Genomic DNA, 20,484 nt, shown 5'->3' with positions numbered 1-20,484 from the left:
ACGTCCCACCGGTGACGCACCCGCGCCCCCCGGACGCCGACTCGGATCGGTCAGCGCTGGGGCTCGCCGGCGACGACGACGGGCTCGCCGTGCAGGACGGTGTGGCGGACCTTGCCGCGCAGCTCCCGGCCCTCGAAGGGGGTGTTGGTGCTGCGGCTGGCCATGGCCGAGCCCCGCACCGTCCAGGTGGCCTCCGGGTCGATCACGCACAGGTTGGCGGGGTTGCCGGCCTCGACGGGCAGGCCGTGGAGGTCGCCGACGCCGATGGCGGCGGCCGGGTTCCAGGAGAGGGCGGCGAGGACCTGCTGCACCGGGAGGTCCAGCTCGGTGAGGGCCAGGGCCAGGGCCGTCTCGAGGCCGAGCATCCCGGGCGGCGCCTGGTCGAAGGGCAGCTCCTTGGTCTCGGGGGCGTGCGGCGCGTGGTCGGTGGCGATGATCCCGATGGTGCCGTCGGCCAGCGCGCCCTTCACGGCGTCGACGTCGGCGGCGGTGCGCAGTGGCGGGTTGACCTTGAACACGGGGTCGTAGCCCTGGCACTCGGCGTGGGTGAGCGTGAAGTGGTGCGGCGTGGCCTCGGCGGTGACCGGCAGGCCCGAGGCGATCGCGGCGCGGACCATGGCCACCGAGCCGGCGGTGCTGAGGTGCTGGAAGTGGATGCGGCAGCCGGTGAGGCGGGCCAGGGCGATGTCGCGCATCACCATCAGCTCCTCGGCCTCCGCAGGCTGGCCGGGGATGCCCAGCCGTGCCGACCACTCGCCCTCGTGCATGTGGCCGCCGCCGCAGAGGGCGTCGTCCTCGCAGTGCTGGGCCAAGGTCACGCCGAGCCCGCTGGCGTACTCCATGGCCCGGCGCATGAGGCCGTTGTCCTGCACGCCGGCGCCGTCGTCGGTGAAGATCCGCACGCCGAGGGCGGCCATCTCGGCCATCGGCGCCAGCTGCTCGCCACCGCGGCCCACGGTGATCGCGCCGGAGCTGAACACGTCGCACGGGGCGGGCCGACCCAGCTCCAGCACCTGCTGGACCACGGCCGCGCTGTCGATCGCTGGCGTGGTGTTGGGCATGGCGAGGATGGCGGTGTAGCCGCCCAGCGCGGCACCCCGAGCGCCGGTCTCGACGGTCTCGGCCTCCTCCTTGCCGGGTTCGCGGAGGTGGCTGTGGATGTCGACGAGGCCAGGGGCCACGATGCAGCCGGTGGCGTCGAGGGTGCGGTCGGCGCTGAGCCCGGTGCCGACCGCGGTGATCCGACCGTCGACGACCACGACGTCGGCGGTGCGCTCGCCGGTGGCGTCGACCACCTGCCCGCCCTTGATGACCAGCGATCCGGCGTCAGCCACGGGGGGTTCCTTCGAGGGGTTCGGGCGCCGGCGCAGCCACGAGGTCGGAGCCGGCGCCGAGGAGCAGGTAGAGGACGGCCATCCGCACGGCCACGCCGTTGCGGACCTGGTCCAGGATCAGGGATCGGGGCAGGTCGGCCACCTCGGCGGCGATCTCGACCCCGCGGTTCATGGGCCCGGGGTGCAGCACCAGGGCGTCGTCGCGCAGCGCGTCGACCCGCCGGGCGGTGAGCCCGAAGCAGGCGGTGTACTCCCGCAGCGACGGCAGCAGCGCCTCGGTCATGCGCTCGCGCTGCATGCGCAGGAGGTAGATGGCGTCGACGGTGGGCAGCACGGCGTCGAGGTCGTGGCTGACCTTGACCGGCCACCCCTCGAGGCTGGGCGGCAGCAGCGTGGGCGGCGCGACCAGGGTCACCTCGGCGCCCATGGCGGTGAAGGCCCACACGTCGGAGCGGGCCACCCGGCTGTGCTTGATGTCGCCGACGATGGCGATGTGGCGGCCGTCGAGGCTCCCCCACCGCTGGCGCAGCGAGTACGTGTCGAGCAGGGCTTGGGTGGGGTGCTGGTGCCAGCCATCGCCGGCGTTGATGACGGCGGCGTCGACCCAGCGCGAGATGCGGTGCGGGGCGCCGGCCGACGCGTGGCGCACGACGATGGCGTCGATGCCCATGGCCTCGATGGTGCGGGCGGTGTCGCGGAGCGACTCGCCCTTCTTGACCGAGGACGAGCTCACCGAGAAGTTCATGGTGTCGGCGGTGAGCCGCTTGGCGGCGGTCTCGAACGAGAGCCGGGTGCGGGTGGAGTCCTCGTAGAACAGCCAGGCGACGGTCTTGCCCCGCAGGGCCGGGACCCGCGGGATGTTGCGGCCCGACACCTCCACGAAGGAGTCCGTCAGCCGCATGACCTCGTCGATGCCCTCTGCCCCGCCCAGGTCTTCGATCCCGAGCAGGTGCTTCACCGCAGCATCTCCCCGAGGTCGACGCCGTCGGCGTGGACGTCGACCACCTCGTCTCGCCGGGTGGGCAGGTTCTTGCCCACGTAGTCCGGGCGGATGGGCAGCTCGCGGTGGCCGCGGTCGACCATCACGAGGAGCTGCACCGCTCGTGGGCGCCCGTAGTCGGACAAGGCGTTCAGGGCGGCACGGATGGTGCGCCCGGTGAAGAGCACGTCGTCGCAGAGCACCACGGTGCGGCCGTCGAGGTTCCACGGGATGTGGGTGACCGCCTCGGGCAGCACCGGGCGCAGGCCGATGTCGTCCCGGTAGAAGGCGACGTCGAGGCTGCCGACCTCGGTCTCGTGGCCGGTGATCGAGGTCAGGGCGTCGGCCACCGCCTCCGACACCGGCAGGCCGCCGGTCTGGAGGCCCACCAGCACCACCGACTCGGTGCCGCTGTTGGCCTCGATGATCTCGTGGGCCATGCGCCAGACCGCCCGCTGCACGTCGGCGCTGTCCATGACGCGGGTCCGGGGCGCGAAGACGCCCCCCGTACGGGGGCGCTTGGCGTCGTTCTCGTTCGGCCACTGCGGCTCGCTTCCTGTCCGTTGGGCCTCACGGGACCCGGTTAACGGTCAGGCCCCGAAGGTAGCAGGGCCGACGCGAGGCCGTCAGCCCTCCCGGTCGGCCACCCAGACCTGCGCGCCGTCGGGCAGCTCCCCCGCCAGCTCGTAGCCGGCCCGCCGGGCGACGGCCGCCGAGGCGGGGTTGTCGACGTGGGTGCGGGCGAAGAGCCGGTTGATCGGCAGGTCCCGCAACACCCAGTCGGTGAAGACCTCCAACGCCACCGAGGCGCGGCCCCGGCCCCGCTCGGCGGGGAACAGCCAGTAGCCCACCTCGGCCCAGCGGCGATCGGCCTCCACCAGCGCCAGGCCGATCTCGCCCAGCACCACCTCGGGCACCCCCGACTCGGTGATGGCCAGGTCCAGCGCCACGCCCTGGTCCCGCCGGGCGCCCTCGCCGGCCACCCACCGGGCGGCGGCGGCCTCGTCGTGGGCGTCGGGCACCGCGGTCCACCGGGCGATGTCGGGCTCGCTCCACGCGGCGGCCAGGGTGGCGGCGTCGGAGGCCTGGGCACCCCACGGGCGCAGGGCCACGCTCGGCTCGTTGCGGCGCAGCGGGGGCCACGGCAGCACCAGGGGCTGGACCGGCGGCGGCGGTGGTGCGGCGGGATCGGTGGCGTCGATGCTCGACAGTCTGGCCGCCCCGACGCGGTGCCGTCGACGCCGGCCAGCGGCGTGGCGCGCCGGCTCAGGCGGGAGGCCGGACCTCGCGGGCCACCCGGGCCAGCATGCCGTTGATGAACTTGTGCGAGTCGTCGGTGGAGTAGCGCTTGGCCAGCTCGACGGCCTCGGAGATGCACGCCCCGACGGGCACGTCGGTGTGCACGAGCTCGTAGGTGCCGAGGCGCAGCAGGGCCCGGTCGATGGACGGCATGCGCTCGAGCGACCAGCCCACGGAGTACTCGCGGAGGAGGTCGTCGACCTCGGCCAGGTGGTCGCTCACGCCCACCACCAGTTCGCCGGCGAAGGCCTCCGGGGGCAGGGGCAAGGTGTCGATGATGTCGCTCAGCGGGCTGATGCCCTTCTGCTCGGCCTCGTAGAGCAGGGCGAGGGCCCGCTCCCGGGACTCGCGGCGGGTGCCGATCCCGTCGAAGCCCGAGACGCGCGGCGCCTCGGGCGCCTCGTCCTCCTCCTCGGGCTCGCCGACCACCTCGACGGCCTCGACGACGTCGTCTTCGGCCAGCGCGAGCTCGGCGGGATAGGTGTCGCGGGGATCGGTCACGGGAGGAGCCAGTTCTGCGGTGGGCGGCGAGGGGGCGACGGGGTGGGCGCTAGGCCCGGGTGATGTAGTCGCCGGTGCGGGTGTCGACCCGGAGCTTGTCGCCGATGTTGACGAACAGGGGGACCTGCAGCACCTTGCCGGTCTCGAGGGTGGCGGGCTTGCGGGCGCCGGACACGCGATCACCCTGGACGCCGGGCTCGGTCTCGGTGACCAGCAGCTCGACGTTGGCGGGCAGGTCGACGCCGACGATCTCGTCGCCGTACATCTGCAGCACCGCGGTGTCGGTCTCGCGCAGGTAGTCGACCGCGGAGCCGAGCGACGCCGGCGGCACGTTGAGCTGGTCGTAGGACTGGTTGTCCATGAACACGTAGTCGGTGCCGTCGTGGTACAGGTACTGCATCTCGCGCTTGTCGATCATCGCCTGCTCGACCTTCTCGCCGGCGCGGAAGGTCTTCTCCAGCTGGTTGCCCGTGCGGACGTTGCGCAGCGTGGTGCGGACGAAGGCACCGCCCTTGCCCGGCTTCACGTGCTGGAACTCGACCACCTGGTAGAGCCCCTCGGAGAGGTTGAGGCTCATGCCGTTCTTGAGGTCGTTCGTGGTGATGGCCATGGGGTTCCTTCGGTGCAGGGCAGATCGGTCAGACCGCGGGGGCCTTGTGGGTGAGGGTGACGGGTCGACAGCCGTCGGGGGTGACGACCACGGTGTCCTCGATGCGGACACCACCGTGCTCGGGGAGGTACACGCCCGGTTCGACGGTGACCACGCAGCGGCTCGACAGCGTAGCAGTGGAGGTCTGCCCGACCCTGGGGTCCTCGTGGATGTCGAGCCCCACGCCGTGGCCGGTGCCGTGCAGGAAGGCGTCGAGCCAGCCCGCGCCGTCGATGACGGCGCGGCAGGCGTCGTCGACGGCCTTGGCCGGGACGCCGTCGGCCACCGCGGCCACGCCGGCCGCCTGGGCCTCGGCCACGACGTCGTACATGCGGGCCTGGGTGGGCGACGGCTCCCCCACCATGACGGTGCGGGTCATGTCGGAGTGGTAGCCGTCGACCAGGGCGCCGAAGTCGATGACCACCAGGTCGCCCTCGGCGATGGACCGGTGCCCGGGCCGGTGGTGGGGCTTGGCGCCGTTGGGTCCCGAGGCGACGATGGTCTCGAAGCTCACGTCGTCGGCGCCGAGGCGGCGCATGGCGGTGTCGAGCTCGAGCCCGAACTCCACCTCGGTGGGCGCCTCGGCCAGCCGGTGGCGGACCTGGCCGAGGGCGACATCCGCGATGGCGCACGCCGCGGCGATCCGCTCGACCTCGCCGTCGTCCTTGTGGAGCCGCAGGCCGCCGACCAGGCCGGTGGTGGGCACGAGGTCGAGCTCGGGGAACCAGTGCTCGTCGTAGGTCCGCTGGGCGGCCCAGGTGACGGCGTCGGCCTCCAGGCCGAGGGCCCGGATCCCGGCCGCGGCGACGGCTCCGGTGACCAGCGCCTTCTGGCCGGTGCCCGAGACCTCGATGGTGGCGGTGACCCCCGCCGCCGCCAGCTGGGCCTCGGCCTGCTGGCCGTAGCGGCCGTCGGTCACGAAGGTCAGGCCGGCCGCCGAGACCAGCAGCAGCGCCGCCGAGCCGGTGAAGCCGGTGAGGTACCGGACGTTGGTGAGGTTGGTGACGAGCAGCGCGCCGACCTCGGCGCCCTCCAGGGCGGCCTGCAGCCGGGTGGCCCGGCCGACCACGTCCATGGCGGCGAGGGCGGTCAGGTCCGGGGTGGTGGGGGCGTCGGGCACGGTGCTCTCCGGGTCGGGGTGGGGCCCAGCCTACGGCCGTCCGGCGCGGAGCTCAGGGTGCGAGGAGCTCGGCGACGGCCTCGAGGGCGAGCCGGTAGCCGTCGCCGCCGTGGCCGGCGATGGTGCGGGCCGCCACGGGCTCGACCACCGACAGGTGGCGCCAGGGCTCGCGCTGCTTCGGGTCCGACAGGTGCAGCTCGACCACCGGACCGTCGAAGGCGGCCAAGGCGTCGTGGATGGCCCAGGCGTAGTGGGTGAACGCCCCCGGGTTGACGACGATGGCTGCGCAGCGGCCCCGAGCCGCGTGGATGGCGTCGATCAGCACGCCCTCGTGGTTGCTCTGGAGGTGCTCGACCACCAGCCCGTGCCCCGTCGCCGCCGCCTCGGCCGTGGCCACGTGGTCGGCCAGGGTGGCGGTGCCGTACACGTCCGGCTCGCGCTCGCCGAGCAGGTTCAGGTTCGGCCCCGAGAGCAGCAGCACGATCGGGGCCGAGCTCATCGGAGGGCCTCGAGGGCGTCGAGCAACAGGGCGCGATCGGTGACCTTCACCGGCTCGACCCCGCGAGGGCCGTCGAGCACGAAGGTGGTGCCGCCGATGGCCTTCTTGTCGCGGGCGAAGAGGGCGATCAGCTGGTCCGGGTCGGAGCCCGGCGGCAGGTGCATGGGCAGGTCGTAGCCGCCGACGACCTTGCGGTGCTCGGCCACGCGCCCGCGCCGATGCGGCCGAGGCGCCGGGCCAGCTCGGCGGCGTAGACCAGCCCGATGGCCACGCCCTCGCCGTGGCGCAGGTCGTAGGAGCCGGCGGTCTCCAGGGCGTGGCCCAGGGTGTGGCCGTAGTTGAGGATGGCCCGCCGGCCGCCCTCGCGCTCGTCGGAGGCCACCACCTCGGCCTTGCAGGCGACGCAGGCGGCGACGGCCTCGTCGAGCGGCAGGTCGGTCAGCCGGTCGACGCCCAGGAAGGCGTACTTGGCCATCTCGCCCTGGCCGTTGCGGTACTCCCGCGGCGGCAGGGTGGCCAGCACGTCGGTGTCGCAGATCACGGCGGCCGGCTGCCAGAAGGCGCCCACCAGGTTCTTGCCCTCGGGCAGGTTGACGCCGGTCTTTCCGCCGATGGCGGCGTCGACCTGGCCGAGCAGGGTGGTGGACACGTGCACCACGGGGACGCCGCGGTGGTAGACGGCGGCGGCGAAGCCGGCGGTGTCGGTGACCACGCCGCCGCCCACCGCCACCACGCAGTCGCCGCGGGTGAGGCCCCACTGGGCCCAGTCCCGGCACAGGTCCTCGACGGTGCCGAGGTCCTTGCCGTGCTCGCCCTCGGCCATGGTGAAGACCTGGTGCTCGACGCCGGGGTCGACGTCGACGGGGATCGACGCCTGGGTCACCACCGCCACGCGCTCGACGCCGACGGGCAGCACCTCGAGCAGGCGGTGCCGGGCGCCGGCGCCGACCAGGACGGGGTACGTGCGATCGCCGAGGGGGACGCTGAGCTCGATCACGACCGGACCGCCTCGACGTCGGTGACCTGGGACGGGTCGATCACGCCCAGCGCCAGCAGCGCCTCGACGACCTGCTCGGCCAGCCGCCACTTGGGCTTCTCCCCCGCCTCGTGGGCCGGGCGCACCTCCACCACGGCGTCGGCCACCTCGCGGTACCAGGGGTCGCGCTCGGCGTGGAGGCGCTCGAAGACCTCGATCGGGTCGGCGTCGGCCAGCAGCGGGCGGTGGGGCTTGGCCTGGGCGCGCGAGGCGAGGAACGCCGGCTCGCCGTGCAGGTAGACCACCGTGGAGCCGGGTGCGGCAAGGGCCTCCCGGTTGGCCGGGAGGACCACCACGCCCCCGCCGGCCCCCACGACCAGCGGCTCGGCGCCGGCGAGCAGGTCCGCCAGGAGGTCGGCCTCGGCGGTGCGGAACGCCGCCTCGCCGTCGGCGAACCACTCGGCGACGGAGCGGCCGGTGCGGGCCTCGAGCTCGACGTCGGCGTCGACGAAGCGCTGGCCGACCAGCTTGGCCACCTTCTTGCCGACGGTGGTCTTGCCCGACCCCATCAGCCCGACGAGCACGACGTGGCCGGGCGCCGGGGTGCCGGCGGCGGGCTCAGGCACCGACGGGGCCCTCGGCGAGGGCGGCGAGGAACGACCGGTGGTTGCGGGTGAGCTCCTCGACGGAGTCCCCGCCGAACTTCCGGGTGGCCTCGTCGGCCAGGACCAGGGCGACCATGTGCTCGGTCACCACGCCGCACGCCGGCACGGCCGTGACGTCGGTGCGCTCCTTGAACGACACGCCGGGCTCCTTGGTGGCGGTGTCGACGGTGGCCAGCGTGGGGCGGTTGAGCGTGGCCAGCGGCTTCATGGCCGCTCGGACCACCACCGGCTCGCCGGTGGAGATGCCGCCCTCGACGCCGCCGGCCAGCGCCGAGCCGCGCTCGTAGCCGCCCTCGGCGGACCAGGTGACGGGGTCGTGGGCCAGGCTGCCGCGGCGGCCGGCCACGTCGAACCCGTCGCCCACCTCGACGCCCTTGACGGCCTGGATGCTCATGACGGCGTGGGCCAGGGCCGCGTCCAGCTTCCGGTCCCAGTGCACGTGGCTGCCGAGGCCGACCGGAACGCCGTAGGCGATGGCCTCGACCACGCCGCCGAGCGAGTCGCCCTCCTTGGCCGCCTCCTTGATCTGCTCGACCATGGCGAGCGCCGCCTCGGGGTCGAGGCAGCGGACCTCGTTCTCGTCGACCCGATCGAGGTCGTCCGGCCCCGGGCGCACGCCGCCGCTGGCCTTGGCCGGGCCCAGCTGCACGACGTGGGAGACGATCTGCACGCCGAGGGTGGCCAGCAGCTTCTTGGCCAGCGTGCCGGCGGCGACGCGCGCCGCGGTCTCGCGGGCCGACGCCCGCTCCAGCACGTCACGAGCGTCGGTGAAGCCGTACTTCTGCATGCCGGCCAGGTCGGCGTGGCCGGGCCGGATCTGGCTGAGCGGGGCCTTGGTGGGGCCGTCGGCCGCCTCCGGCGACATCTCGGTGCCCCACTTCTCCGGGTTGCGGGTCCACTCGGAGTTGGCGATCTCGATGGCCACCGGCGAGCCGAGGGTGCGGCCGTGGCGCACGCCGCCCACCAAGGTCACGACGTCCTGCTCGAAGCGCATCCGGGGGCCGCGGCCGTAGCCGAGGCGCCGACGGGCCAGCTCCGCGGACACGTCGGCGGCCGACACCTCCAACCCGGCGGGCAGGCCCTCGACGATCACGATGAGGGCCGGGCCGTGGGATTCGCCGGCGGTGAGGTAGCGGAGCACGGCGCAAACCTACCGGTCGGCCCGACGGTCGGACGAACCCCTTCGACGTGGTCCGGGCCCCGTCGGGACCGCCCTCAGAAGCCGTAGACGTCGAGGATCTGGCGGCTGAACAGGATCACCACGACGGCGCCCAGCGCCAGCCAGGGACCGAAGGGGTACGGCTGGCTCGAGCGCCGCACGGCCAGGATCGCCGCCCCCACCACCAAGCCGATGACGCTGGCGGCGATCAGGGCGAAGAGCACCAGGAACGGCTGCAGGAAGCCCACCCAGATCCCCAGGATGACGGCGAGCTTGATGTCGCCCATGCCCATGCCGTCCTTGTGGACGATCAGCTCGTAGGCGAGCAGCACGACGAGGAGGAACCCGGCGTAGCCGACGCCGCCGATGAGGGCGCCCCACATGGCGCCACCGTGGTTGTCGACCGCCAGGGCGGCCACCGGCACGGCCAGCGCCGAGACCACGATCGCCGGGTACGTGATCTTGTTCGGGAGGATGTAGAGCTCGAGGTCGATCACCGAGAGCACGAGCAGGACCGAGAAGAAGACGAGGTAGGGGATGATCACCGGGTCGGCGCCGAAGCGCAGGCCGGCGAGGACCCAGAGCACGGCGTTGCCCAGCTCCACCAGCGGGTAGCCGGCGGGGATCGGTTCACCGCACGACCGGCACCGGCCCCGCAGCAGCAGCCACGACAGGACCGGGATGTTGTCCCGGGGGGGCGATCGCCGCCTCGCACTGCGGGCACTTCGACGGCGGCCGCAGGATCGACTCGTCGGAGGGGACCCGGACGATCACCACGTTCAGGAACGAGCCGATGACCAGCCCGAAGAGGGCGAGCAGCACCAGCAGCAGTGGGGTGGGCATCGGCGGGCACCCTACTGGCCCGACCTCGGCGGATCGGGCCTCTCGGCCCGATCCCCCGGGGTCAGGGCTTGACGGACGAGAGGAACTTCAGCAGCGAGCCGCGGTCGTCGCCGTCGGCCGCCTCGGCGCCGGAGGCGTCGGCCTCGGCGGGGGCGGCGTCGGCGGCGGCGAAGGGTGCCTCGGCCTGCTCGGCGGGCTCGCCCCACGTCGGGGCGGGCTCGGACCAGCCCGCACCGGCGTCGGCCCAGGAGCCGGCGGCCTCGGGGGCGGGGACGGCCTCGGGCTCGCCGAAGGACCCGTAGGACGACCAGGAGCCGGCGTCGTGGACCTCGGCCTCGCCGAGGGCCGGGGCGGCCGCTGCCGCCTCGGCCTCGATGGCCTCGAAGGTGCGGCCGTCGACGGTGCCCAGGCTCCCCAGGTCGCCCACGAACGAGGTGCCCTCGCCCGGGAGGGGCTCGGGCAGCAGGGCGTCGTCGCTGGACTCCAGGACGACCGGGCCGTCCTCGGCGCTGAGCAGCGCCAGGTCCCGTGCGTAGGCGTCGTGGACCGACGGGGCCTGGTGGCCTTCGTCCTCCGCGGGGGCACCGGCGGGCTCCGGGCTCGCGGCCTCGACCGGGGCCGGGTCGGCCGCAGGGGCCTCCTGGGCCTCGCCGACCTCGACCAGGCCCAGCTCGACGAGGGCCTTGACCCGGCGGGAGGCGGCCAGGTCGGTGAGCTCCATCGCGTCGCCGAGCTGGCCGACGGTGGCGCCGGTGCCCAGGGAGGCGAGCAGCTTCCACTGCTTGGGGCTGACGGTGACGTCGGCGCCGATCTCGGGGGCCAGGGTCACCGTCGACCACATCGACGGCACGAAGGGCTCGACCTCGGCCCAGTCGGCCACGAGCTGCTCGGCACCGGCGATGGCGGCTTCGACGCCGGCCGGCTCGGTGCCGTCGACGAGCTGCTCGCCGTCGTCGAACGCGAAGGACCCGCCGTCGAAGCGCAGGAGCTCGAAGACCAGGTCCGCCGCGTCGGCGGCGTGCGGGGAGGTGCTGACGGTGCCGCCGACGAGGCTGCCCTCGCGGAGCCACACCTCGCCGCTGCCGTGGTCGCCGTCCACCACCAGGCGGCCGGTCTTGGCCGTGCCGGCCAGGAGCCGGAGCACGTCCGGGAGCGCAAAGGAACTGAGATCGCCCTGAAGGGCCACGGGAACCTCCTCGAGAGGTGTCGATGTCCGAAGTGGTCCTCCATCGGCACGCCGAGGCCGACCATCAAGGCAAAGCCCACATCTCGCCACCCCGGCCCCGGACGACCCCCGTCGGTGCGGCTCGGTGGCGTTGCGTCAGCGCCGCGCCGCGGCCTGCATGGCGGCGACGTCCGGGGCCACCCCGGTCCAGCGCTCGATGGACAGCGCGGCCTGGTGCACGAGCATGCCGAGGCCGTCGACCGGGCGAGCGCCCGCCGCCGCCGCCGCCCGCAGCAACGGGGTCTCGAGCGGTTGGTAGACGAGGTCCACCACGACCTGCCCGTCGTGGAGGGCTCCGCCCGGCACCGGCAGCGGCCCGGCGGCGCCCACTTCGGCGCCCATGCCCACCGACGTCGCGTTGACGACGATCTCGGCCCGGGCGACGTCGGCCTCGGTACCGACCCGGGCGGAGGGACCGGCGAGCGCAGCAGCCACCGCGGCCCGCGCCTTGGTGCGGTTCACCACGACCACCTCGGCGGCACCGGCGTCACCCAGGGCCCACGCCACCGAGCGGGCCGCTCCGCCGGCGCCGAGCACCAGGCAGCGCCGACCGGTGGGGTCGATGCCCTCGTCGGTGCGCAGCGAGGCGACCAGACCGGGGCCGTCGGTGTTGTCGCCCACCAGCTCGGTGCCCTCCCAGGCCACCGAGTTCACCGCACCGAGGGCGGCCGCCGCCGGGGTGGTCCGGTCGAGGAAGGCGATGATGTCGGCCTTGTGGGGCATGGTGACCATGAGGCCCCCCAACCCGAGGGCGCGGACGGCTGCGACGGCGTCGCCCGCCCGGCCGGGGGCCACCTCGAAGGCGGCCAAGGCCCAGTCGAGCCCGGCGGCGCGGAAGGCGGCGTTCGCCAGCAGGGGCGACCGGGAGTGGTGGATCGGCGAGCCGATCACCGCGGCGATCCGGGTGGCGCCGGTGAGCGGCACCGAGACCGGACCGCCGTCAGCCACAGCCGAGGCCCCGGGACTTGCAGAGGGCCTTGGCATCGAGGAACTCCTGGTAGCTCACGGTGAAGGTCACCTCCTTGGTGTCGGTCAACACGAAGTAGAGCCACGGCTCGTCGACGGGCTCCATGGCCCCCTCGAGGGCGTACTCCCCCGGTGCGGCGATCGGCGTCGGCGGGAGGCCGGGGTTCACGCGGGTGTTGTAGGGCGTGTCGGCGGTGTAGTCGACCTGGTCCGGGCCCCGGCCGTCGAGGCCCGCCTCGTAGATCGAGGTGGAGTCGTACTGCAGCGGCATGTTGGCTTTGAGGCGGTTGTAGGTGACGGCACCGATCTTCGGGCCGTCGGCCGGGATGGCGGCCTCGTACTGGATCATCGACGCCACCTTGATCATGTCGTAGGCGGTCAGGTCGAGGCCCCACTGGCGCTTGATGTGGGCGCGCGGCGTCGATGCCGAGGGCGCCCGCCCGGGACTCCATCTCCTTCGCCATCTTGGTCAGCACCTCGACGGCGGTGTCGCTCCCGCCGACCTCATAGGTGGCTGGGAACAGCAGGCCCTCGTAGGACGTCTGGCCGTCGGGCAGCAGCGTGGAGGGCACCTTGCGGTCGTCGAGCGCCTTCTGGAGGTCCTCGACGGTGAGGCGCGGGACCTTGCTGTGGATGCGCTCGAGGATCTGGGCGACCGTGTAGCCCTCGGGGATGGTGACCTTGGCGATCTCGCCCGACGAGGAGCGCGGGCGCGAGCTCGGGCCCTTGTCGAGCGAGGCGATCACCGAGTCGAAGCTGGAGTTCTCGCGCAGGTCGTAGACCCCCGCCTCGAAGGGACCGGCGTCGTGGCGACCCGCGTAGAAGGTGAAGATCATCGAGTTGGTGATGACCCCCTTCGACTCGAGGATCGAGGCGATCCCGCTGGTGGAGGAGCCCTCGGGCACCTCCACGGACACCTTGGCCCCGGGCCCGCCGGGCGGGTCGACCTGGCGGCCGTACCACCAGGCGCCGCCGCCCACCACCACGCCGACCACCAGGAGCAGCACGATCACCACGCCCAGCCACCGGGGGATGGAGCCCTCGGGAGGCAGGTCGACGTAGTCGTCGTCGTCGACCACCGGGCCGGCGATGGCCGTGGCCACCGGGACCGGGCCCGTGCTGGGACCGGTGGGCACCGCGCCGGGCTCGCCGGGGCGATCGCCGCGCGCCCCACCGGACGACCGCGGCGCACCCCGGCGGGGCGGCCGGGCCGGGCCGCGCCGCGGGCGCGCCTCCGGCTCGGGTCGGGCGGCGGGGGCGCGGCCTCCTCGACGGGCTCGTCGGCGGTGCTCCAGATGTCGTCGTCGAACGGCGGGCCGCCCTGCTGGTCGCTCATCGGGCGACCACGGCCGGGGGCTCGACGGGGGTGGAGCTTCGAGCGAACGGGTTCACGGGGTGGGTTCCTCCTCGAGAGGCGCCTCGCCGGCAGCGCCTCGGTCCAACCAATCCTGCAGGATCACGGCCGCCGCCATCATGTCGACCACCTTGCGGCGGGCACGGCCGTCGAGGTCGCCCCGCTCGCGGAGCGCACGATCGGCGATCCGGGTGGTCATCCGCTCGTCGTGCACCTCGACCGGGACCCCGAGCACCGCGGCGAGCTCGTCACGCTCGGCGAGCACGCCCTGGGCGGCCGGTCCCAGCTCGCCCGCCAGGTCGATCGGGAGCCCGACGACCACCAGCTCGGCGTCCCACTCGGCCACCAGCTCGGCCAGCTCCCGGTGCAGCCGCGGCCGGTCCTTGTGCCGCTCGACCACCACGATCGGGGTGGCGACGCGGCCGTCGCTGTCGGAGACGGCGACGCCGATCCGCCGCGCGCCGAGGTCGAGGGCGAGCACGCGCAACGCTCAGGCGATCCCGGCCGCGGTGCGGGCCAGGTCGAGGGCCTCGTCGATGCGCGTGGCGTCCTTGCCGCCGGCCACCGCCAGCTCGGGGTTCTTGCCGCCACCGCCGCCGACGGCTCGGGCGGCATCCGCGATGAGCCCCCCGGCGTCGATGCCGCTCTCCTTGGACGAGGCGGCCACGAGCGCCACGCCACCGGCCTCGGGTGCGCCGATGAGCACGACGGCCCGCACGTCGGGCTGGTCGCGCACGGCCACGCCGAGGCTGCGGAGGTCGTCACGGGACAGGCCGTCGACCCGGGCCACGACGATGCCGTCGACCGCCTGGCCGGCCAGGTCCGGCGCGCCGCCCGTGGCCAGCTTGGCCTTCAGCGACTTCACCTCGTCCCGCAGGTCGCGCAGCTCGGCGAGGCGCTTGTCGATGCCGTCGAGCAGCTCGGGCCGGGGCACGCCCACGGCCGCTGCGGCGGCGGCCAGCTCGGCCTCCTCGGTGCGGATGCGCTCGATGGGCCCGAAGCCGGTGATGGCCTCGATCCGGCGCAGGTTGGAGCCGATCGACCCCTCGGAGACCACCTTGGTGGGCCCGATGTCGCCCGTGCGGCGCACGTGGGTGCCGCCGCAGAGCTCGGTGGAGTGCGGCCCCGCCTCCAGCACCCGCACGACGTCGCCGTACTTCTCGCCGAAGAAGGCGATGGCCCCCAGGTCGACCGCGGCGGCCTTGGTGGTCTCGAAGTGGCGGACCGGCTCGTTGGCCAGCACGTCGTGGTTGACGAGGTCCTCGATGGCCCGGACCTGCTCCGGGGTGATGGCCTCGAAGTGGCTGAAGTCGAAGCGGAGGCGATCGGGGGCAACGTAGGAGCCCTGCTGCTTGACGTGGGTGCCGAGCACCTCGCGCAGCGCCCAGTGGAGCAGGTGGGTGGCGGTGTGGTTGCGCCGGATGGCGTCGCGGCGGGCGACGTCGATGGCGGCGTCGACGGTGCTGCCCACCGACGGCGCGTCGCCCTCGGTCACCCGCACCACGTGGCGGTGCAGGCCCGGCAGGGCGTAGGTGGTGTCGGTGACCTCGCCCACGAAGCCCGGCCCGGTGAGGTAGCCCGTGTCGCCCACCTGCCCGCCGGACTCGGCGTAGAAGGGGGTGCGATCCAGGAACACGCTGGTGGTGCCGTCGGCCGCCGGCACGACGCCGACGACGGTGGCCTCGAGCTCGAAGACCTCGCGGCCCACGAACTCGCTGGTGCCGTGGGCGGCCAGGACGGCGGCGAAGGCGTCGGCCTCGTCGCCCACGGCGACCGCGCCCTTCTTCCCGCCCTCGCGAGCCCGGCGGCGCTGCTCGGCCATGTCGACGTCGAACCCGGCCTGGTCGACCCCGTAGCCCCGCTGCTCGGTGATCTCGGTGGTCACCTCGAGCGGGAACCCGTGGGTGTCGTGGAGCAGGAAGGCGACCGAGCCGGGCAGCTCGCCGCCCTCGTCGACGTCGGCCAGGGCGCCGTCGAGGATGTTCAGGCCACCGCGCAGGGTGCGCCGGAACTGGTCCTCCTCGCGGCCGAGCACGCCGAGCACGGTCTCCGCGTTGCTGCGCAGCTCGGGGTAGGCGTCGGCCATGAGGTCGATGGTGCGCTGGGCCAGCGCCGGCGCCACCGCCGTCTCGACGCCGAGCAGGTAGGCGAAGCTGACCGCCCGGCGGATGATGCGGCGCAGGACGTAGCCCCGGTCCTCGTTCGACGGGATCACGCCGTCGTTGACGAGGAAGGTCATGGTGCGGGCGTGGTCGGCCAGGAGCTTCAGGGTGCGGTCGGACTGGGCGTCACGCCCGAGGCGCACCCCGGTGAGCGACTCCGCCTCCCCCACCAGCTGGGCGAGCTCGTCGGTGGTGAAGACCGAGGGCGAGCCGTCGACGACGCCGAGGATCCGCTCCAGGCCGCCGCCGGTGTCGATGTTCTTGCTCTCGAGCGGCCGCAGCGAGCCGTCCGGCAGGCGGAAGGACTGCTGGAAGACCAGGTTCCAGAACTCGACGTAGCGGTGCTCGGCCGCCGGGTTGGCGGGGCCGCCGTCCGGGCCGACCTCGGCGCCGAAGTCCCAGAACAGCTCCGAGGACGGGCCGCAGGGGCCGGTGTCGCCCATCTCCCAGAAGTTGTCCTTGTCGAGCCGCTGGATGCGCTCGATGGGGAAGCCGACCTCGTCGACCCAGAGCTCGACCGCCTCGTCGTCGTCGACGTGGCAGGTCACCCAGATGCGGTCGCCGTCGAGGCCGAGCACCTCGGTGGAGAACTCCCAGGCCCAGCGGATGGCATCCGGCTTGAAGTAGTCGCCGAAGCTGAAGTTGCCCAGCATCTCGAAGAAGCTGAGGTGGCGCGGGGACCAGCCGATCTCGTCGAGGTCGTTGTGCTTGCCGCCGGCGCGCACGCAGCGCTGGATGGACGAGGCGCGGGGCGGGACCCACGGCACCTTCTCCTCGCCGATGAAGTACGGGACGAACGGCATCATCCCCGAGTTGGTGAACATCGGGGCCGAGGGGTGGTGCGGGATCAGGCCGGCCGAGGGCACGTCGGTGTGCTGGCGGGCGACCCAGAACTCGGTCCAGGCCTGCCGGAGCTCCTGTGCCTTCACGTCGCCTCCTCGGTGGTCGGGCGCGGCCCCGGGCGGGCGGCGCGCCTGCGTGCGCGGTCGGACCACCCTATCGGCGCCCGGTCCGGGGCCGAGAGCCGGTACCGGCCCCCGGTCAGCCCCGGCGGCGCCAGCACCAGGCAGCCAGGACCAGGGACGCGACCGCCGGCAGCACCGCCAGGACGTCGCCCCGGTGCAGGCCGTGGTAGGGCGTGAACACCTCGATCACGTCGCCGTCCCAGGGGTGGTGGCCGACCACCAGCAGGGTGGCGGCCACCGCGCCGAGCACCAGCGAGGCGAGGGCCATGAGCGCGGCCTCCCACGTGGGCACCCGCCGCCGGGGCGGCGGACCGGGCACGGCGTCGGCGGTCAGCGGCGGGGCTTGCGGCGCGAGCCGGGCGTGGCCGGCCGGGGCGTCGCCACGCGAGCCGCTCGGCGACCGTGGCCGGCAGCAGGCGGGGTCGGCGCGGGGGCCGCGTCGCGGCCGCCGACGAAGGTGCGGGCCTCCACCTGGCTGCGCAGCTCCTGCTCGCGCTGGCGCATGGCCTCCCGGCCCTCGACCGCCGCCGCCTTGACGGTGACGCCGAGGCCGCGAGCGGTGGCCGCGGCACGGTCGGCCACCTGCTCGGGGAGGTACCGCTCGACGGTGGTCTCGACCTTGCGCTTGGCCCAGAACGCGCCTCCGGCGCCCACCGCCATGCCCGTGCCCATCCAGATGATCCGCTTGAACACGGCTACTCCTTCCGCAGTCGCTTGGCGGCGCGGGATGCGCCCGAGGTCATGGCCACCGTCTTGATGACCGGTGCCGACAGGGCCCGGTAGGCCAGCTTCGACGTGGCGTCGACGGTGGCGGAGATCGACTCGGCGCTGCCCACCAGGCGCTGCACCTTGGCCAGCTCCTCGTTGGCGTCGGCCACGCTCGCGGCCAGGTCGTCGATGAGCGGCAGGGCGACCTCGTTGATGCCGTCGAGGGTGGCCCGCACCCGGCGCAGGGTGCTCAGCACCCGCTGGAGGGCGAAGAGCACGGCCACGACGGCCACGATGGAGCACCCGGTGACGACGACGACGGCGAGGTCGCCGGCCGAGAGCTCGGCGAGCACCGCCGCGCTCATCGGGGACCGTCCTGGGGCTTCGAGGGTGGGCGGCGGCTGGCCATGCGCTCGGTGATCTCCCGTTCGTGGCCGTGGGGCGAGGGCTCGTAGTACCGGCGGCGGGCGACCTCCGGAGGTCGGTACTCCTGCTCCACCCAGCCGCGGGGGTCGTCATGAGGGTACTCGTAGCCCGTGCCGTGCCCGAGCTTCGCGGCACCCTGGTAGTGCCCGTCGCGCAGATGGGCCGGCACGCCCGAGGACGGGCGCTCGCGCACGTCGGCCACCGCCCGGCCGATGGCGGTGGTGGCCCGGTTCGACTTCGGGGCGGTGGCCAGGTGGATGACGGCCTGGGACAGGTTGAGCTGGGCCTCGGGCAGGCCCACGTGCTCGACGGCCTGAGCGGCCGCCACCGCCACCAGCAGCGACGTGGGGTCGGCCTCGCCGATGTCCTCGCTGGCCAGGATGATCAGGCGGCGCACGATGAAGCGGGCGTCCTCGCCCGCCTCGAGCATGGTGGCCAGCCAGTAGAGGCCGGCATCGGGGTCGGACCCCCGGATGCTCTTGATGAACGCCGAGATCACGTCGTAGTGGTCGTCGCGGCCGTAGCGCATGGCCTTGGTGCCCAGCGCCGCCTCGGCATCGGCCAGGCTGACCACGGCGGGCGCGCCGGCGGTGTCGGCCTCGGCCCGCTGGGCGGCCAGCGCGACCGCCACCTCGAGGCTGGTGAGGGTGTGGCGGCCGTCGCCGTTGGCCCGGGCCGCCAGGTGGGCCACCGCGTCCTCGTCGGCCCCGACGCCCTCGGCCTCGAGCGCCTTGGCGATGAGCGAGCGCGCCGCTGCGTCGTCGAGGGCGTGCAGGCGGAACAGGGTGCTCCGGCTGAGCAGCGGCGGGTTGACCTCGAAGTACGGGTTCTCGGTGGTGGCGCCGATGAGGGTGAGCAGCCCGCTCTCGACCGAGGGCAGCAGCGCGTCCTGCTGGGACTTGTTGAAGCGGTGGACCTCGTCCAGGAACAGGATCGTCCCCTGGCCCCGCTCCCCCAGGCGGTGCTCGGCCCGGGCCACCACCTCTCGCACGTCCTTCACGCCGGCGGTGACCGCCGAGAGCGTCTCGAAGGACTTGGCGGTGTGGCCGGCGATCACCCGGGCGAGGGTGGTCTTGCCGGTCCCGGGCGGGCCCCACAGGATCACCGACGAGAGCTTGTCGGCCTCGATGAGCACGCGGAGCGGCTGGCCGGGCCCGATCAGGTGGTCCTGGCCGACGATGTCGTCCAGGCGGCGGGGTCGCAGCCGGTCCGCCAGCGGTGCCCGCCGGGCCAGGCGGTCCTCGGCGGCGGCCCCGAACAGGTCGTCAGCCACGAGCGGCCCGGTGCGAGGTCATCGGGCGAGGCTACCCAGGGCCCGGGTCGGGGTAGACCGGCGGCGATGGCCACCGACCTCCCCGCTCCCCCGAGCCCTCCTTCCGGCGACTCCGATCCCACGGCGCCGATCCAGGTCGACGTCACCTTCGGCCGACGCCAGCGGATCACCTACCACGTGGGCACCACGGTGGTGGCCGCCCTGGCGGTGCTGGTGCTCGTCGGGGCCGTCACCGCCCCGGCGGTCGCCGCCAACGTCGGCCTGGCGGTCCTCGGCCTGCTGCTGCTCGCCGGCGCCGCCCAACTCGTCCGGCTGCGGGCCCGGGTCTTCGCACCCCGCTCGCTGGTCTTCGACGGGCGGGGCATCCGGCAGGTCGCCGTGGACCGCCGGGCCTTCGAGGTCGAGTGGTCCGAGCTGACCCAGGCGCGGGTGTCCTATGCCCGCAAGGCCTCCCCGTTGCGGAGCCCGCTGGCGCTGGGGGGCGTCACCGACGACGCCCCGCCCGGCGGCAACCCGGCCCGGCACCTGGCCGTGAGCACGTTCGTCCGCCTCGACCTGGTGCCGGCCGACCGCTCGTTCCTGGACCGCCACCCGAACCTCAAGCCGTTCCGCCGCTTCACCAAGCCGCCGGGCGGCCAGCTGCCGCCCGCGCCGTGGGCCGACGACGTCGGCTCCAGCCAGGCCATCATCCGCATCCCGTTCGGCGACCTCCCGGAGGTGGCCGCCGCCCTGGACGCCGGGCTGCGCCGCTTCGCCGGACCGCGCCACCACCCGCCGGTGAACGAGGGCCTGGCCCTCGGCTTCACCTACTCCTGACGCTCAGTCGTGCAGCCAGCCCCGGGGTGGGGTCACGTCCCGGTTCGGGCGGGCCGGCGGCAGGTTCATGGGGCCGTTCGGGCGCCAGCCGCTGTCGCCGATGAGCTCGCCCACCTCGGCCATGTTGAGCAGGTCGCTCTCGTAGGAGAAGCGCCCGTCGCCGGCGTAGTGCATGACCGAGATGCCCACGGCCTGGTACGGCGTGCCGTCGGCGCGCTCCCCCGGGAGCCGGTTCCACCACATGGTGACCACCCGGTCGCCCTCGGCCATGGTCCACGTCTCCGGGAACGACCAGTCCTCGAGGCCCAGCATGCTCTCGTCCATGAAGGCGACGATGGCGTCGCGACCTTCCACCCGGCCCCACGCCGGGTCGATGAACACGGCGTCCTCGGTGAAGAACTCCTCGCCGAGGCTCGACCACGAGCGCTCCCCCCGGGCGACGGCCTCGCGACCCTCCACGTAGCGGAAGTAGGTGGCCTTGGCCTCGGCGGTGCGGTCTGCGGCGGTGGTGTCGGTCATGTCGGTCCCCTGTCGTCGACGTGGCCCGGACCGTAGGCCACCCCCA

Annotated in this window: 23 protein-coding genes and 2 pseudogenes; 1 reads left to right on the top strand and 24 read right to left on the bottom strand. The window is 74.0% G+C overall.

Annotation, left to right across the window (positions count from 1 at the left end):
* Positions 1-50 precede the first annotated feature (50 nt).
* The 23 genes and pseudogenes from KSP35_RS03335 to KSP35_RS03225 all read right to left on the bottom strand — a co-directional run bounded on the left by KSP35_RS03335 (position 51) and on the right by KSP35_RS03225 (position 19,103).
* On the bottom strand, positions 51-1,334 hold the full coding sequence (locus tag KSP35_RS03335; RefSeq protein WP_216998921.1) for a dihydroorotase: 1,284 nt from the start codon (positions 1,332-1,334) through the stop codon (positions 51-53).
* The gene (locus KSP35_RS03330) at positions 1,327-2,292 is read right to left on the bottom strand and encodes an aspartate carbamoyltransferase catalytic subunit (protein ID WP_216998919.1); all 966 of its coding nucleotides are present in this window, start codon (positions 2,290-2,292) and stop codon (positions 1,327-1,329) included. Before KSP35_RS03330 ends, KSP35_RS03335 begins: the two co-directional genes overlap by 8 nt.
* A complete protein-coding gene (pyrR, locus tag KSP35_RS03325) occupies positions 2,289-2,789 on the bottom strand; it encodes a bifunctional pyr operon transcriptional regulator/uracil phosphoribosyltransferase PyrR (RefSeq protein ID WP_216998917.1) in 501 nt (166 codons plus the stop codon). The genes KSP35_RS03330 and pyrR overlap by 4 nt, the downstream gene beginning before the upstream one ends.
* A gap of 150 nt (positions 2,790-2,939) precedes the next feature.
* Positions 2,940-3,425: a GNAT family N-acetyltransferase gene (locus tag KSP35_RS03320; protein WP_216998915.1), complete on the bottom strand. Its 486-nt coding sequence runs from the start codon at positions 3,423-3,425 to the stop codon at positions 2,940-2,942.
* Positions 3,426-3,579: 154 nt separating this feature from the next.
* On the bottom strand, positions 3,580-4,113 hold the full coding sequence (nusB, locus tag KSP35_RS03315; RefSeq protein WP_216998913.1) for a transcription antitermination factor NusB: 534 nt from the start codon (positions 4,111-4,113) through the stop codon (positions 3,580-3,582).
* A gap of 49 nt (positions 4,114-4,162) precedes the next feature.
* Positions 4,163-4,723, bottom strand: coding sequence for an elongation factor P (gene efp, locus KSP35_RS03310; protein ID WP_216998911.1), 561 nt, complete (start codon positions 4,721-4,723; stop codon positions 4,163-4,165).
* A 28-nt stretch (positions 4,724-4,751) separates the two neighbouring features.
* Positions 4,752-5,882: a Xaa-Pro peptidase family protein gene (locus tag KSP35_RS03305; protein ID WP_216998910.1), complete on the bottom strand. Its 1,131-nt coding sequence runs from the start codon at positions 5,880-5,882 to the stop codon at positions 4,752-4,754.
* A 52-nt stretch (positions 5,883-5,934) separates the two neighbouring features.
* Positions 5,935-6,381: a type II 3-dehydroquinate dehydratase gene (locus KSP35_RS03300; RefSeq protein ID WP_216998908.1), complete on the bottom strand. Its 447-nt coding sequence runs from the start codon at positions 6,379-6,381 to the stop codon at positions 5,935-5,937.
* Positions 6,378-7,378: pseudogene (locus KSP35_RS03295) on the bottom strand (3-dehydroquinate synthase). The gene KSP35_RS03300 and the pseudogene KSP35_RS03295 overlap by 4 nt, the downstream one beginning before the upstream one ends.
* Positions 7,375-7,983, bottom strand: a complete 609-nt coding sequence (locus KSP35_RS03290; RefSeq protein ID WP_216998906.1) for a shikimate kinase — start codon at positions 7,981-7,983, stop codon at positions 7,375-7,377. Before KSP35_RS03290 ends, KSP35_RS03295 begins: the two are co-directional and overlap by 4 nt.
* Positions 7,976-9,163 (bottom strand): chorismate synthase, encoded by a 1,188-nt coding sequence (aroC, locus tag KSP35_RS03285; RefSeq protein ID WP_216998904.1) that lies wholly within the window; start codon positions 9,161-9,163, stop codon positions 7,976-7,978. Before aroC ends, KSP35_RS03290 begins: the two co-directional genes overlap by 8 nt.
* A 74-nt stretch (positions 9,164-9,237) precedes the next feature.
* Entirely contained in the window at positions 9,238-9,840 is a 603-nt protein-coding gene (locus KSP35_RS03280) for an A24 family peptidase (protein WP_371748950.1), read from the bottom strand.
* Positions 9,812-10,024 (bottom strand): prepilin peptidase, encoded by a 213-nt coding sequence (locus KSP35_RS03275; protein ID WP_216998900.1) that lies wholly within the window; start codon positions 10,022-10,024, stop codon positions 9,812-9,814. The genes KSP35_RS03280 and KSP35_RS03275 overlap by 29 nt, the downstream gene beginning before the upstream one ends.
* A 61-nt stretch (positions 10,025-10,085) precedes the next feature.
* Positions 10,086-11,168 carry a DUF4388 domain-containing protein gene (locus tag KSP35_RS03270; RefSeq protein ID WP_216998898.1) on the bottom strand — a complete coding sequence of 361 codons (1,083 nt, stop codon included), beginning with the start codon at positions 11,166-11,168 and terminating at the stop codon, positions 10,086-10,088.
* Between the two features lie 177 nt (positions 11,169-11,345).
* On the bottom strand, positions 11,346-12,197 hold the full coding sequence (gene aroE, locus KSP35_RS03265) for a shikimate dehydrogenase (protein WP_216998896.1): 852 nt from the start codon (positions 12,195-12,197) through the stop codon (positions 11,346-11,348).
* The gene (locus tag KSP35_RS03260; RefSeq protein WP_216998894.1) at positions 12,190-12,564 is read right to left on the bottom strand and encodes an endolytic transglycosylase MltG; all 375 of its coding nucleotides are present in this window, start codon (positions 12,562-12,564) and stop codon (positions 12,190-12,192) included. Before KSP35_RS03260 ends, aroE begins: the two co-directional genes overlap by 8 nt.
* A gap of 151 nt (positions 12,565-12,715) precedes the next feature.
* A pseudogene (locus KSP35_RS25505) lies at positions 12,716-13,120 on the bottom strand (endolytic transglycosylase MltG); the annotation flags it as partial.
* 483 nt (positions 13,121-13,603) lie between these two features.
* Positions 13,604-14,050: a Holliday junction resolvase RuvX gene (gene ruvX, locus KSP35_RS03250; RefSeq protein ID WP_216998892.1), complete on the bottom strand. Its 447-nt coding sequence runs from the start codon at positions 14,048-14,050 to the stop codon at positions 13,604-13,606.
* A gap of 9 nt (positions 14,051-14,059) precedes the next feature.
* Entirely contained in the window at positions 14,060-16,660 is a 2,601-nt protein-coding gene (gene alaS, locus KSP35_RS03245; protein ID WP_216998890.1) for an alanine--tRNA ligase, read from the bottom strand.
* A 112-nt stretch (positions 16,661-16,772) separates the two neighbouring features.
* Entirely contained in the window at positions 16,773-17,015 is a 243-nt protein-coding gene (locus tag KSP35_RS03240; RefSeq protein ID WP_216998888.1) for a hypothetical protein, read from the bottom strand.
* Positions 17,016-17,026: 11 nt separating this feature from the next.
* Positions 17,027-17,389 carry a hypothetical protein gene (locus KSP35_RS03235; RefSeq protein WP_216998886.1) on the bottom strand — a complete coding sequence of 121 codons (363 nt, stop codon included), beginning with the start codon at positions 17,387-17,389 and terminating at the stop codon, positions 17,027-17,029.
* Between the two features lie 2 nt (positions 17,390-17,391).
* Positions 17,392-17,769 carry a hypothetical protein gene (locus tag KSP35_RS03230; protein ID WP_216998884.1) on the bottom strand — a complete coding sequence of 126 codons (378 nt, stop codon included), beginning with the start codon at positions 17,767-17,769 and terminating at the stop codon, positions 17,392-17,394.
* Positions 17,766-19,103 carry a replication-associated recombination protein A gene (locus tag KSP35_RS03225; RefSeq protein ID WP_216998882.1) on the bottom strand — a complete coding sequence of 446 codons (1,338 nt, stop codon included), beginning with the start codon at positions 19,101-19,103 and terminating at the stop codon, positions 17,766-17,768. The genes KSP35_RS03230 and KSP35_RS03225 overlap by 4 nt, the downstream gene beginning before the upstream one ends.
* Before the next feature lie 66 nt (positions 19,104-19,169).
* On the opposite strand from KSP35_RS03225, the gene KSP35_RS03220 reads away from it, so the two are divergent.
* Complete coding sequence (locus tag KSP35_RS03220) at positions 19,170-19,919, top strand: hypothetical protein (protein ID WP_216998880.1); 750 nt, start codon at positions 19,170-19,172, stop codon at positions 19,917-19,919.
* 3 nt (positions 19,920-19,922) lie between these two features.
* On the opposite strand, the gene KSP35_RS03215 is transcribed toward KSP35_RS03220, so the two are convergent.
* Positions 19,923-20,438: a nuclear transport factor 2 family protein gene (locus KSP35_RS03215; protein ID WP_216998878.1), complete on the bottom strand. Its 516-nt coding sequence runs from the start codon at positions 20,436-20,438 to the stop codon at positions 19,923-19,925.
* Positions 20,439-20,484: the final 46 nt, after the last annotated feature.

This window comes from Aquihabitans sp. G128 (genome assembly GCF_019048865.1).
In the GTDB taxonomy this organism is placed as follows: domain Bacteria; phylum Actinomycetota; class Acidimicrobiia; order Acidimicrobiales; family Iamiaceae; genus Aquihabitans.
This window is presented reverse-complemented; position numbering and strand designations above follow the sequence as displayed.

Coding starts and splice junctions, on each gene's coding strand:
- pyrR (WP_216998917.1), bottom strand. CDS start 2,789: ATGGACAGCGCCGACGTGCAGCGGGCGGTCTGGCGCATGGCCCACGAG.
- efp (WP_216998911.1), bottom strand. CDS start 4,723: ATGGCCATCACCACGAACGACCTCAAGAACGGCATGAGCCTCAACCTC.
- KSP35_RS03300 (WP_216998908.1), bottom strand. CDS start 6,381: ATGAGCTCGGCCCCGATCGTGCTGCTGCTCTCGGGGCCGAACCTGAAC.
- KSP35_RS03275 (WP_216998900.1), bottom strand. CDS start 10,024: ATGCCCACCCCACTGCTGCTGGTGCTGCTCGCCCTCTTCGGGCTGGTC.
- KSP35_RS03260 (WP_216998894.1), bottom strand. CDS start 12,564: ATGATCCAGTACGAGGCCGCCATCCCGGCCGACGGCCCGAAGATCGGT.
- KSP35_RS03230 (WP_216998884.1), bottom strand. CDS start 17,769: ATGAGCGCGGCGGTGCTCGCCGAGCTCTCGGCCGGCGACCTCGCCGTC.
- KSP35_RS03220 (WP_216998880.1), top strand. CDS start 19,170: ATGGCCACCGACCTCCCCGCTCCCCCGAGCCCTCCTTCCGGCGACTCC.
- KSP35_RS03215 (WP_216998878.1), bottom strand. CDS start 20,438: ATGACCGACACCACCGCCGCAGACCGCACCGCCGAGGCCAAGGCCACC.